Annotated in this window: 9 protein-coding genes and 1 tRNA gene; all 10 read left to right on the top strand. The window is 61.6% G+C overall.

Annotated elements, in window-relative coordinates; genetic code table 11:
• The first annotated feature begins 1 nt into the window (after window position 1).
• The 10 genes from tuf (at window position 2) to rpoC (ending at window position 13,701) form a co-directional block, all read left to right on the top strand.
• Window positions 2–1,192 (top strand): elongation factor Tu, encoded by a 1,191-nt coding sequence (gene tuf, locus DES47_RS23500; protein ID WP_133703199.1) that lies wholly within the window; start codon window positions 2–4, stop codon window positions 1,190–1,192.
• A gap of 17 nt (window positions 1,193–1,209) precedes the next feature.
• Window positions 1,210–1,285: transfer RNA gene (locus tag DES47_RS23495), tRNA-Trp, on the top strand.
• A 146-nt stretch (window positions 1,286–1,431) separates the two neighbouring features.
• Complete coding sequence (gene secE / locus DES47_RS23490) at window positions 1,432–1,815, top strand: preprotein translocase subunit SecE (protein WP_133703211.1); 384 nt, start codon at window positions 1,432–1,434, stop codon at window positions 1,813–1,815.
• Between the two features lie 26 nt (window positions 1,816–1,841).
• Window positions 1,842–2,417 (top strand): transcription termination/antitermination protein NusG, encoded by a 576-nt coding sequence (gene nusG, locus DES47_RS23485; RefSeq protein ID WP_133703210.1) that lies wholly within the window; start codon window positions 1,842–1,844, stop codon window positions 2,415–2,417.
• Window positions 2,418–2,590: 173 nt separating this feature from the next.
• Window positions 2,591–3,022, top strand: a complete 432-nt coding sequence (gene rplK, locus DES47_RS23480; protein ID WP_133703209.1) for a 50S ribosomal protein L11 — start codon at window positions 2,591–2,593, stop codon at window positions 3,020–3,022.
• Window position 3,023: 1 nt separating this feature from the next.
• A complete protein-coding gene (rplA, locus tag DES47_RS23475) occupies window positions 3,024–3,719 on the top strand; it encodes a 50S ribosomal protein L1 (RefSeq protein WP_133703208.1) in 696 nt (231 codons plus the stop codon).
• Window positions 3,720–4,024: 305 nt separating this feature from the next.
• Window positions 4,025–4,552 carry a 50S ribosomal protein L10 gene (gene rplJ / locus DES47_RS23470; RefSeq protein WP_133703207.1) on the top strand — a complete coding sequence of 176 codons (528 nt, stop codon included), beginning with the start codon at window positions 4,025–4,027 and terminating at the stop codon, window positions 4,550–4,552.
• A 45-nt stretch (window positions 4,553–4,597) separates the two neighbouring features.
• Window positions 4,598–4,975 carry a 50S ribosomal protein L7/L12 gene (gene rplL / locus DES47_RS23465; protein ID WP_133703206.1) on the top strand — a complete coding sequence of 126 codons (378 nt, stop codon included), beginning with the start codon at window positions 4,598–4,600 and terminating at the stop codon, window positions 4,973–4,975.
• Between the two features lie 375 nt (window positions 4,976–5,350).
• Window positions 5,351–9,472 carry a DNA-directed RNA polymerase subunit beta gene (gene rpoB, locus DES47_RS23460; protein ID WP_133703205.1) on the top strand — a complete coding sequence of 1,374 codons (4,122 nt, stop codon included), beginning with the start codon at window positions 5,351–5,353 and terminating at the stop codon, window positions 9,470–9,472.
• Between the two features lie 11 nt (window positions 9,473–9,483).
• Complete coding sequence (gene rpoC / locus DES47_RS23455; protein WP_133703204.1) at window positions 9,484–13,701, top strand: DNA-directed RNA polymerase subunit beta'; 4,218 nt, start codon at window positions 9,484–9,486, stop codon at window positions 13,699–13,701.
• Window positions 13,702–13,722: the final 21 nt, after the last annotated feature.

Here is a 13,722-nt window from a genome sequence, read left to right as displayed (position 1 = left end):
CATGGCAAAAGGCAAGTTTGAACGCACCAAGCCCCACGTGAACGTGGGCACGATTGGTCACGTTGACCATGGCAAGACGACGCTGACGGCGGCGATCACGACGGTGCTGTCGACCAAGTTCGGCGGCGAAGCCAAGGCGTACGACCAGATCGACGCGGCTCCGGAAGAGAAGGCACGCGGCATTACCATCAATACCGCTCACGTCGAGTACGAAACGGCGAATCGCCACTACGCTCACGTTGACTGCCCCGGCCACGCTGACTATGTGAAGAACATGATCACCGGCGCCGCACAGATGGACGGCGCGATCCTGGTGTGCTCGGCCGCTGACGGCCCCATGCCCCAGACCCGCGAACACATCCTGCTGGCCCGCCAGGTGGGCGTGCCTTACATCATCGTGTTCCTGAACAAGTGCGACATGGTCGACGACGCCGAGCTGCTCGAGCTGGTCGAAATGGAAGTGCGCGAGCTCCTGGACAAGTACGACTTCCCTGGCGACGCCACCCCCATCATCCACGGCAGCGCCAAGCTGGCCATGGAAGGCGACAAGGGTCCCCTGGGCGAACAAGCCATCTTCAAGCTGGCCGACGCACTGGACAGCTATATCCCCACGCCTGAGCGTGCAGTGGACGGCGCCTTCCTGATGCCCGTGGAAGACGTGTTCTCGATCTCGGGTCGCGGCACCGTGGTGACCGGCCGTATCGAGCGCGGCATCATCAAGGTCGGCGAAGAAATCGAAATCGTCGGCATCGCCGACACCCAGAAGACCACCTGCACCGGCGTGGAAATGTTCCGCAAGCTGCTGGACCAAGGTCAAGCGGGCGACAACGTCGGCATTCTGCTGCGCGGCACCAAGCGCGAAGACGTGCAGCGCGGCCAAGTGCTGTGCAAGCCCGGTTCGGTCAAGCCGCACACCCACTTCACGGCAGAAATCTATGTTCTGTCCAAGGAAGAGGGCGGCCGCCACACCCCGTTCTTCAACAACTACCGTCCCCAGTTCTACTTCCGCACGACGGACGTGACCGGTGCCGTGGAGCTGCCGAAGGACAAGGAAATGGTCATGCCTGGCGACAACGTCAGCATCACCGTGAAGCTGATCGCACCGATCGCCATGGAAGAAGGCCTGCGTTTCGCCATCCGTGAAGGCGGTCGTACCGTCGGCGCCGGCGTCGTGGCCACCATCCTGGCCTGATAATCGAATTTGGCAGCAGGGGCGTAGCTCAATTGGCAGAGCGCTGGTCTCCAAAACCAGAGGTTGGGGGTTCGAGGCCCTCCGCCCCTGCCAACACCAGAAGCTGATTCACTGGTGTTGACGAGCCAAATAAAAGCAGCCCGCGGGGGTCAAAAGCCCGGCGGGCTTTGCTGCTGGTGGGTATGCAAGATTGAAGCGGGGCTGGCGCAAGGCTGGCCCGGCATGGAAGCAGAGAAACGATGAGTAATTCCCAAGTCGAGACAGTCAGCACGTCTGCCGACAAGGCGCGCGTTGCCGGCGCCATTGCGCTGGTCGTGGCTGCGCTGTTCGCGTTCTATGCGCTGAGCAAGCAGGGCCCGATCGCGCAGTGGGGCGCTCTGCTGGTCCTGCTGGCTGCGGCCGCTGGCGCCTTTCTGACCTCCGAATGGGGCAAGGCGCTGATTGCCTACGGCCATGAGTCCACCCGCGAAGTGCGTAAGGTGGTCTGGCCCAGCCGCAAGGAAGCGATGCAGATGACGGGCTATGTGTTTGCCTTCGTGTTTGTGATGGCCTTGTTTCTGTGGTTGACCGACAAGACCTTGGAATGGGCCATTTTTGACCTGATCCTGGGCTGGCGCCGCTAACAGCCTCATAAGGCTAAGGAAAACGAATGAGCGAACAGCAAGCAGCAGCAAGCCCGGAAGCGGTTGGCCCGGCCAAGCGTTGGTATGTGGTGCACGCCTATTCCGGCATGGAAAAGGCCGTTGAGCGCAATCTGCGCGAGCGTATCGACCGCGCCGGCATGCAAGACAAATTCGGCCGCATCCTGGTGCCCACAGAAGAAGTCGTCGAGCTGAAGAATGGCAAGAAGGCCGTCACCGAGCGCCGCTTCTTCCCCGGCTACGTGCTGGTGGAAATGGCCATGGAAGACGACACCTGGCATTTGGTCAAGCACACCTCCAAGGTGACCGGCTTTGTCGGTGGCGCGAAGAACCGCCCCTCGCCGATCTCCGAAGCCGAGGTGATGAAGATCGTCAACCAGATGCAAGAAGGCATCGAGAAGCCCCGGCCCAAGGTCGAGTGGGTGGTGGGCGAGCTGGTGCGTGTCAAGGAAGGCCCGTTCACCGACTTCAACGGCGCGATCGAGGAAGTCAACTATGACAAGTCCAAGGTGCGCGTCTCGGTCACGATTTTCGGCCGCGCCACACCGGTAGAGCTGGACTTCTCGCAGGTCGAGAAGGTCTGAGCCGCCACAAGCTATGGGCCTGACAGGGCCCGCTGGTGCTTTCGGGTGCCGGCTTCCTGTCCGTAGCCAGCCCGCGACGAGATGCGGGCAAGAGGAGCAAGGGTAACCAATCCCTTGCGTTAGCACTCAAGGATCGCAGCCCTCAGGGCTGTCGGTTCTTACTGGAGAAATAAATGGCAAAGAAGATTGTCGGCTTTATCAAGCTGCAAGTTGCTGCCGGCAAGGCGAACCCTTCGCCCCCGGTCGGTCCCGCGCTGGGTCAGCGTGGCCTGAACATCATGGAGTTCTGCAAGGCGTTCAACGCCCAGACCCAAGGCTTCGAGCCGGGTATGAAGCTGCCGGTGGTCATCACCGCCTTTGCAGACAAGAGCTTTACCTTCGTCATCAAGTCGCCCCCGGCGACCGCGCTGATCAAGAAGGCCGCCAAGATCGACAAGGGTTCGGCCAAGCCGCACCTGGAAAAGGTCGGCAAGGTGACCCGTGCTCAGCTGGAAGAGATCGCCACGACCAAGATGAAGGATCTGACGGCTGCCGACATGGACGCCGCCGTCCGCACCATCGCTGGTTCCGCCCGTTCGATGGGCATTTTGGTGGAGGGTGTCTGACATGGCAAAGCTGACTAAGCGTCAAAAGGCCTTGCAAGGCAAGGTCGAGTCCACCAAGCTGTATCCCCTGGGCGACGCCCTGGTGTTGATCAAAGAGTGCGCCACCGCCAAGTTCGATGAGTCCATCGACGTGGCCGTGCAACTCGGCATCGACCCGAAGAAGTCGGACCAGGTCGTTCGCGGTGCTGTCGTGCTGCCTCACGGCACCGGCAAGACCAAGCGCGTGGCCGTGTTCGCCCAAGGTGCCAAGGCTGAAGAAGCCAAGGCCGCAGGCGCCGACGTGGTTGGCATGGAAGACCTGGCCGAGCGCATCAAGGCTGGCGACATGCCTTTCGACATCGTCATCGCGTCCCCGGACACGATGCGTATCGTCGGTACCCTGGGTCAGATCCTGGGCCCGCGCGGCCTGATGCCCAACCCCAAGGTTGGCACGGTGACCCCGGACGTGGCCACGGCTGTGAAGAACGCCAAGGCCGGTCAGGTGCAATACCGCGTCGACAAGGGCGGCATCATCCACTCGACCATCGGCCGTCGTTCGTTCGACAACGAGCACCTGCAGAACAATCTGCGCGCGCTGATCGAAGCACTGAACAAGTCCAAGCCGGCCACCAGCAAGGGTATCTACCTGCGCAAGGTGGCGGTCTCTTCCACGATGGGCCTGGGTGCTCGCGTGGATCTGGCCAGCATCAACGGCTGATTTTGATTGACGGTGCCGCGCGAAGTCTGGCGCGGTGCTGAATGAATTTGGTGGGGCGTGGCAAGCAATTGCTGCGCGTCATCCAAGACCGTTGGTGTGAAGCCGCTCAGCTGTATCGAGCGGTTTTGCTTAATCGAGGGGTTCGCCCCGCAACCAACGCAGATGGCGGTCCCGCTGTAAAGAATTTGGGTTTTGGGTGCTCTTCAGGAGTGCGGCAAGGCCCGGGTTTCTGCACAGAAGGTCGCTGAACCCGGTGTGCCCGGAGTGCGCAAGCGCAAAGGGCACGTAATTGTGAGGAGTAGACCTTGAGTCTTAATCGCAACGAGAAAGCAGCCGTAGTCGCGGATGTGGCAGCCCAAGTGGCCAAGTCGCAGACCCTGACGCTGGCCGAGTACCGTGGCCTCACCGTTACGCATTTGAACAAGCTGCGCGTCGAAGCGCGTGCCAAGGGTGTCTATCTTCACGTGCTGAAGAACACCCTGGCCCGTCGCGCCGTCGCCGGTACTCCGTTCGAGTGCGTCGCGGAGAGCATGGTCGGCCCGCTGATCTATGGTTTTTCTGAAGACGCTGTCGCCTCGGCAAAAGTCATCTCCGACTTCGCCAAGGGCAACGACAAGCTGATCATCAAGGCAGGTGCTTTTGCTGGCAAGGCGCTCGACGCCAACGGCATCAAGGCACTGGCTTCCATCCCGAGCAAAGAAGTGCTGCTGTCCCAGTTCCTGGGTCTGCTGCAGTCGCCGATCTCGCGCACCGCGCGCGTGCTGGCAGCTCTGGCCGAGAAGCGTGGCGAAGGTGCACCGGCCGCTGCGGCCGAAGAACCCGTCGCCGCTTGATCCACACGATCAGTACAAGCAACTACCCATATTTAGGAACCCAAAATGGCATTCGATAAAGACGCATTCTTGACCGCCCTGGACAGCATGACTGTTCTGGAACTCAACGACCTGGTCAAGGCAATTGAAGAGAAGTTCGGCGTGTCCGCTGCAGCCATGGCTGCTCCGGCCGGCGCTGGTGGTGGTGCCGCTGCTGCCGCAGTGGAAGAGAAGACCGAATTCAACGTCGTGCTGCTCGAAGCCGGCGCGAACAAGGTTTCCGTGATCAAGGCCGTGCGCGAACTGACGGGCCTCGGCCTGAAGGAAGCCAAGGACCTGGTCGACGGCGCTCCGAAGAACGTGAAGGAAGCTGTTGCCAAGGCCGACGCCGACGCAGCACTGAAGAAGCTGGTGGAAGCCGGCGCGAAGGCAGAAATCAAGTGATTTGCGGGACAGACCTGCCGACGCGCCGCAGGCGCCCGGCAGCTCTGTCCCCAACTGACTAGAGGATTTCGGTTTTCCGGAAGGGGCAGCTCTTGCGAGGCCAATAAAAAGGCCAAGCCAGACCTGTCCCCCCAGTATTTGTAATTTGCTGTAAAAGAGCCCACCTGCAAGCGCCCGTCCCTGAGACAGACGCTTGCAAGTGTTCTCTGATCCGACTGCAGAGAACGGGTTTGGTCGGGCCTCGGTGCAATGCCGGGGTTGTCCGCCAGCGGTTGGTAGTGGCCAACCACCAAGCGTCGAACGCAATGTTCGAAAAGCCAGTCGCCGACGAAGCTCGTCCCACGGCCAGGGATGGGCTCTCGACACGGAGTGTTTATGGCGCAAGCATCCACCTATAGCTACACCGAGCGCAAGCGAATTCGCAAGAGCTTCGGAAAGCGCGAAAGCGTTCTCAACGTTCCTTATCTGCTGACCATGCAGAAAGAATCGTACGTTGCCTTCCTTCAGAAGGACGTACCACCGGCAAAACGCAAGCCGGAAGGTTTGCAAGCCGCGTTCCTGTCCGCGTTTCCGATTGTTTCGCACAACGGTTTCGTGGAAATGAAATTCCTCGAATTCAACATCGCCAAACCGCCGTTTGACACTCGTGAGTGCCAACAGCGTGGCTTGACCTATGCAGCGGCCGTTCGCGCCCGCCTGCAGATGATCATCTATGACCGTGAATCTCCCGGCACCAAGACGGTGAAGGAGATCAAGGAGCAAGAGGTCTATATGGGCGAAGTTCCGCTCATGACCGACTACGGCTCCTTCATCGTCAATGGCACCGAGCGTGTCATCGTGTCCCAGCTGCACCGTTCGCCCGGCGTGTTCTTCGAGCACGACAAGGGCAAGACGCACTCGTCCGGCAAGCTGCTGTTCTCGGCGCGCATCATCCCCTACCGCGGTTCCTGGCTGGACTTCGAGTTCGACCCGAAGGACGTGCTGTTCTTCCGCGTCGACCGTCGCCGCAAGATGCCGGTCACGATACTGCTCAAGGCCATCGGCCTGAATCCCGAGCAGATCCTGGCGAACTTCTTCGTGTTCGACGGCTTCCGCCTGATGGACACCGGCGCACAGATGGAATTCGTCGCCGACCGCCTGCGCGGTGAAGTGGCGCGTTTCGACATCACCGACAAGAGCGGTGCCGTCGTCGTCGAGAAGGACAAGCGCATCACGGCCCGCCACACGCGCGCCATGGAGCAGTCCGGCACCACGCACATTACCGTGCCGGAAGACTTCCTGATCGGCCGTCTGATTGCCAAGAACATGGTCGATGCCGACACCGGCGAGATCATTGCCCGGGCCAATGAAGAGCTGACCGAAGCGCTGCTGAAGAAGTTGCGTGCCGCAGGTGTCAAGGACCTGCAGTGCCTGTACACCAACGAGCTGGACGAAGGCGCTTACATCTCGCAGACCCTGGCCAGCGACGAAACCGCTGACCAGACCGCTGCGCGCGTGGCCATCTATCGCATGATGCGCCCCGGCGAGCCGCCGACGGAAGACGCGGTGGAAGCCCTGTTCAACCGCCTGTTCTACAACCCGGACACCTACGACCTGTCGCGCGTCGGCCGCATGAAGTTCAACGCCCGTGTGGGCCGTGACATGCCCGAAGGCCCGATGACCCTGTCCAACGAGGACATCCTCGATGTGGTCAAGATCCTGGTCGAGCTGCGCAATGGCCGTGGTGAAGTCGATGACATCGACCACCTGGGCAATCGTCGCGTGCGTTGCGTGGGCGAACTGGCCGAAAACCAGTACCGCTCGGGCCTGGCGCGTATCGAAAAGGCAGTGAAGGAACGTCTGGGCCAGGCCGAAACCGAAGCCCTGATGCCGCACGACCTGATCAACTCCAAGCCGATCTCTGCGGCTCTGAAGGAGTTCTTCGGTGCGTCGCAGCTGTCGCAGTTCATGGACCAGACCAACCCCCTGTCGGAAATCACGCACAAGCGTCGTGTTTCCGCCCTGGGCCCGGGTGGTCTGACCCGCGAGCGCGCCGGCTTCGAAGTTCGCGACGTGCACCCGACCCATTACGGCCGTGTGTGCCCGATCGAAACGCCGGAAGGCCCGAACATCGGTCTGATCAACTCCTTGGCGCTGTATGCACAGCTCAACGAGTACGGCTTCCTGGAAACGCCTTACCGCCGCGTGATCGATGGCAAGGTGACGGACCAGATCGACTACCTGTCGGCCATCGAAGAAGGCAAGTACGTCATCGCGCAGGCCAACGCGACGCTGAGCACCGAAGGCGCTCTGTCGGACGAACTGGTCTCGGCCCGTGAAAACGGCGAATCGGTGCTGACGTCTCCGGAACGCATCCAGTACATGGACGTGGCGCCGACGCAGATCGTGTCGGTGGCTGCTTCGCTCGTGCCCTTCCTGGAGCACGACGATGCGAACCGCGCGCTGATGGGCGCCAATATGCAGCGTCAGGCTGTGCCCACCCTGCGTCCTGAAAAGGCCATGGTCGGTACCGGCGTGGAGCGCGTGGCAGCCAAGGACTCGGGCACCGTGGTGGCAGCCCGCCGCGGCGGTGTGGTCGACTACGTGGACACGAACCGTATCGTGATCCGTGTGAACGACAACGAGACCGTGGCCGGTGAAGTCGGTGTGGACATCTACAACCTGATCAAGTATCAGCGTAGCAACCAGAACACCAACATCCACCAGCGCCCGATCGTGCGCCGTGGCGACAAGGTCGCTTCGGAGGACATCATTGCCGACGGCGCGTCGACCGACATCGGTGAACTGGCACTGGGCCAGAACATGCTGGTCGCGTTCATGCCCTGGAACGGCTACAACTTCGAAGACTCGATCCTGATCAGCGAACGTGTCATCGCCGAAGACCGCTACACCTCGATCCACATCGAGGAACTGGTGGTCATGGCGCGCGACACCAAGCTCGGCTCCGAAGAAATCACGCGTGACATCCCGAACCTGTCCGAACAGCAGCTTGCTCGCTTGGATGAGTCCGGCATCGTCTACGTCGGTGCCGAAGTTGGCGCCGGCGACGTGCTGGTTGGCAAGGTCACGCCCAAGGGCGAGACCACGCTGACGCCGGAAGAGAAGCTGCTGCGCGCGATCTTCGGCGAGAAGGCTTCGGACGTGAAGGACACTTCGCTGCGTGTCGACCAAGGCACCAGCGGCACTGTCATCGACGTGCAGGTCTTCACCCGTGAAGGCATCCAGCGCGACAAGCGCGCCCAGCAGATCATCGATGACGAGCTGAAGCGCTTCCGACTGGACCTGAACGACCAGCTGCGCATCGTCGAGGCCGACGCCTTCGACCGTATCGAAAAGCTGCTGGACGGCAAGATTGCCAACGGCGGCCCGCAGAAGCTGGCCAAGGGCACGGCGCTCGACAAGGCCTATCTGGCCGGCATCGAGAAGTACCACTGGTTCGACATCCGTCCTGCAGAGGACGAGATCGCCAACCAGCTGGAGAGCATCAAGAACTCGCTGGAGCAGACCCGCCACAGCTTCGACCTGGCTTTTGAAGAAAAGCGCAAGAAGCTGACCCAGGGCGATGAGCTGCCCGCGGGCGTGCTGAAGATGGTCAAGGTCTACCTGGCCGTCAAGCGCCGTCTGCAGCCTGGCGACAAGATGGCCGGCCGTCACGGCAACAAGGGTGTGGTGTCCAAGGTCGTTCCGGTCGAAGACATGCCCTATATGGCCGACGGCACCCCTGCCGACATCGTTCTGAACCCGCTGGGCGTGCCTTCGCGGATGAACGTGGGTCAGGTGCTGGAAGTCCATCTGGGCTGGGCCGGCAAGGGCATTGGTCAGCGCATCGGCGACATGCTGCAGCAACACGCTGCAGTGTCCGAGCTGCGCAAGTTCCTGGACGAGCTCTACAACCAGTCGGGCGGCAAGCCCGAGCGTCTGGACGAGCTGACCGATCAGGAAGTGATCGAGATGTCGCAGAACCTGAGCAAGGGCGTTCCCTTTGCCACCCCGGTGTTCGACGGCGCTGCCGAAGAAGAAATCCGCGGCATGCTGAAGCTCGCCTACCCGGACGATATCGCCAAGGCCAAGGGCCTGACCGCGACGCGTACGCAGGCCACGCTGCATGACGGCCGTACTGGCGATGCCTTCGAGCGTCCCGTCACGGTTGGCTATATGCACGTGCTGAAGCTGCACCACTTGGTGGACGACAAGATGCACGCCCGCTCGACCGGTCCGTACAGCTTGGTCACGCAGCAGCCGCTGGGCGGCAAGGCCCAGTTCGGTGGCCAGCGCTTCGGTGAGATGGAAGTGTGGGCACTGGAAGCCTACGGCGCCGCTTACGTGCTGCAGGAAATGCTGACCGTGAAGTCCGACGACGTGAACGGCCGCACCAAGGTCTACGAGAGCATCGTCAAGGGTGAACACGCCATCGAAGCCGGCATGCCGGAATCGTTCAACGTCCTGGTCAAGGAAATTCGTTCCCTTGGCATCGACATTGAACTCGAACGCAATTAAGGAGACGCTGCATGAAGGGACTACTCGACCTTTTCAAGCAATTCACCCCTGATGAGCATTTCGATGCCATCAAGATCGGCCTGGCTTCTCCGGAGAAGATCCGCAGCTGGTCGTTCGGTGAAGTGAAGAAACCCGAGACCATCAACTACCGGACTTTCAAGCCCGAGCGTGATGGTCTGTTCTGCGCCAAGATTTTCGGTCCCATCAAGGACTACGAGTGCCTGTGCGGCAAGTACAAGCGCCTCAAGCATCGCGGTGTGATCTGCGAGAAGTGCGGCGTTGAAGTCACGCAGACCAAGGTTCGCCGTGACCGCATGGGTCACATCGACCTGGCCGCGCCCTGCGCGCATATCTGGTTCCTAAAGTCCCTGCCTTCGCGCCTGGGCCTGGTGCTGGACATGACGCTGCGCGACATCGAACGCGTGCTGTACTTTGAAGCGTATGTCGTTGTCGATCCCGGCATGACCCCGCTGAAGAAGTTCTCGATCATGAGCGAGGACGAGCACGACGCCAAGCGCGTGGAGTTCGGCGACGAATTCATCGCGCTGATGGGCGCAGAGGGCATCAAGCACCTGCTCGAAGACATGGATCTGGACGTTGAGATCGACAAGATCCGCAACGACCTGACCGGTTCCGAGCTGAAGATCAAGAAGAATTCCAAGCGCCTCAAGGTCATGGAAGCCTTCAAGAAGTCCGGCATCAAGCCGAACTGGATGATCATGGAAGTGCTGCCGGTGCTGCCGCCGGACCTGCGTCCGTTGGTGCCGCTGGACGGTGGCCGCTTCGCGACCTCCGACCTGAACGACCTGTATCGCCGCGTCATCAACCGCAACAACCGCCTGGCGCGTCTGCTGGAGTTGAAGGCCCCTGAGATCATCGTGCGCAACGAAAAGCGCATGTTGCAGGAAGCCGTTGACTCTCTGCTGGACAACGGCCGTCGCGGCAAGGCGATGACCGGTGCGAACAAGCGTGCCCTCAAGTCGCTGGCCGACATGATCAAGGGCAAGAGCGGTCGCTTCCGTCAGAACTTGCTGGGCAAGCGCGTCGACTACTCGGGCCGTTCGGTCATCGTGGTCGGCCCTACGCTCAAGCTGCATCAGTGCGGCCTGCCCAAACTGATGGCGCTGGAGCTGTTCAAGCCCTTCATCTTCTCGCGCCTCGAGGCGATGGGCATTGCCACGACCATCAAGGCCGCGAAGAAGGAAGTCGAATCCGGCACGCCGGTGGTCTGGGACATTCTTGAAGAGGTCATCAAGGAACACCCGGTGATGCTGAACCGTGCGCCTACGCTGCACCGTTTGGGCATCCAGGCCTTCGAGCCGGTGCTGATTGAAGGCAAGGCAATCCAGCTGCATCCGCTGGTTTGCGCCGCCTTCAACGCCGACTTCGACGGTGACCAGATGGCCGTTCACGTGCCGCTGTCGATCGAAGCGCAGATGGAAGCCCGCACGCTGATGCTGGCCTCCAACAACGTGCTGTTCCCGGCCAACGGCGAACCGTCGATCGTGCCGTCGCAAGACGTGGTGCTGGGTCTGTACTACGCCACCCGTGACCGCATCAACGGCAAGGGCGAGGGCATGATCTTCTCCGACGTGCAAGAGGTGCAGCGCGCCTTGGACCACGGCGTGGTCGAAGTGGCCGCCAAGATCAATGTGCGTCTGACCGAGTACACCAAGAACAAGGAAACGGGCGAGTGGATCCCCGAGACCAAGCTGGTGGAAACCTCGGTCGGCCGTGCCTTGCTGTCCGAAATTCTTCCCAGGGGCCTGCCGTTCAGCAATATGAACAAGGCGCTGAAGAAGAAGGAAATCTCGCGCCTGATCAACACCTCGTTCCGCAAGTGCGGCTTGAAGGAAACGGTGGTCTTTGCCGACAAGCTGCTGCAGTCGGGCTTCCGCCTGGCCACGCGCGCCGGTATCTCGATCGCCGTGGACGACATGCTGGTGCCCAAGGAGAAGCCCGCCCTGATCGAGCGTGCCGAGAAGGAAGTCAAGGAAATCGAGCAGCAGTATGTCTCGGGCCTGGTGACCGCCGGCGAACGCTACAACAAGGTGGTGGACATCTGGGGCAAGACCGGCGACGAAGTCGGCAAGGTCATGATGGCCCAGCTGTCCAAGCAAAAGACGGTTGACCGTCACGGCAAGGAAGTGGACCAGGAGTCCTTCAACTCGATCTACATGATGGCCGATTCGGGCGCTCGCGGTTCTGCCGCGCAGATCCGTCAGCTGGCCGGCATGCGGGGCCTGATGGCCAAGCCTGACGGCTCCATCATCGAGACCCCGATCACGGCAAACTTCCGTGAAGGTCTGAACGTGTTGCAGTACTTCATCTCCACCCACGGTGCTCGTAAGGGCCTGGCGGACACGGCGCTGAAGACGGCGAACTCGGGCTACCTGACGCGTCGTCTGGTGGACGTGACCCAGGACTTGGTCGTGACCGAGCTGGATTGCGGCACCGACAACGGCATCAATATGCGCGCCCTGGTCGAGGGCGGTGAAGTCATCGAGAGCCTGCGCGACCGCATCCTGGGCCGCGTGCCCGCGACCGACATCCTGCACCCGGAGAACCAGCAGCTGCTGTGGAAGGCCGGCGACATCCTGGACGAAGACGCCATGGACATGCTCGAAGCGGCCGGCGTTGACGAAGTCAAGGCCCGCACGCCGCTGACCTGCGCCACGCGTTTCGGCCTTTGCGCCAAGTGCTATGGCCGCGATCTGGGGCGTGGCGGCCTGGTCAACCAGGGCGAAGCGGTGGGCGTGATTGCCGCTCAGTCCATCGGTGAGCCGGGTACCCAGCTGACCATGCGTACCTTCCACATCGGCGGTGCCGCGTCGCGTGCGGCGGTGGCTTCCAGCGTGGATGCGAAGTCGGACGGCCTGATCGGCTTCAACCCGACGATGCGCTACGTGACCAATGGCAAGGGCGACCTGGTGGTGATTTCCCGTTCCGGTGAAATCATCATCTCCGACCCGCATGGCCGTGAGCGCGAGCGTCACAAGGTGCCTTACGGCGCCATCCTGAGCATCAAGGCGGACCAGGCCATCAAGGCTGGCACCATCCTGGCCAATTGGGATCCGCTGACGCGCCCGATCATCACCGAGTTCGCCGGCAAGGCCCGTTTCGAGAACGTCGAAGAAGGCGTGACCGTGGCCAAGCAGGTGGACGAAGTGACCGGTCTGTCGACCCTGGTCGTGATCGATCCGAAGCGTCGCGGCTCCACCAAGGTGGTGCGCCCACAGGTCAAGCTGCTGGACGCCGCCGGCCAGGAAGTCAAGATCCCCGGCACCGATCACTCGGTGACGATCGGCTTCCAGGTCGGTTCGCTGATCCAGATCCGTGACGGTCAGGACCTGTTCCCCGGCGAGGTGCTGGCACGTATCCCGGTCGAAGGCCAGAAGACGCGAGACATCACCGGCGGTCTGCCGCGTGTGGCCGAGCTGTTCGAAGCCCGTACGCCCAAGGACAAGGGCGTGCTGGCCGAGCAGACCGGTACGATCTCCTTCGGCAAGGAAACCAAGGGCAAGACGCGCCTGCAGATCACCGATCACGAGGGCAACGTCTACGAGGAGCTGGTGCCCAAGGAAAAGAACATCCTGGTGCACGAAGGCCAGGTGGTCAACAAGGGTGAGTCCGTCGTCGACGGCCCGGCCGATCCGCAGGACATCCTGCGTCTGCTGGGTATCGAGGAACTGGCGCGCTACATCGTCGACGAAGTGCAGGACGTCTACCGTCTGCAGGGCGTGAAGATCAACGACAAGCACATCGAAGTGATTGTTCGTCAGATGCTGCGCCGCGTGCAGATCGCCAACGTCGGTGATTCGACCTACATCTCGGGCGAGCAAGTCGAGCGCTCCGAGCTGCTGGACACGAATGACCGCCTGCGCGCCGAAGGCAAGATGACAGTGACCTATCTGGACCTGCTGCTGGGTATCACGAAGGCCTCGCTGTCGACCGACTCGTTCATCTCCGCGGCTTCCTTCCAGGAAACCACCCGCGTGCTGACCGAAGCGGCCATCATGGGCAAGCGCGACGAATTGCGCGGTCTGAAGGAAAACGTCATCGTCGGCCGCCTGATTCCCGCAGGTACCGGCATGGCCTTCCACGATGCCCGCAAGGCCAAGGAAGCGATGGACGACGCCGAGCGCCGTTCGATCGCCCAGCAGGAGGCCGAGGAATTGGCTTCCGCCCAGCTGGCCAGCATGGATGCTGCCAGCGACGGCGAATCCTGAATCGCTGCTTCACCGTAGTGA

The sequence above is a fragment of the Roseateles toxinivorans genome, from assembly GCF_004362525.1.
In the GTDB taxonomy this organism is placed as follows: domain Bacteria; phylum Pseudomonadota; class Gammaproteobacteria; order Burkholderiales; family Burkholderiaceae_C; genus Paucibacter; species Paucibacter toxinivorans.
Note: the sequence above shows the minus strand (reverse complement) of the source record. Positions and strands in the feature narration are given on the sequence as shown.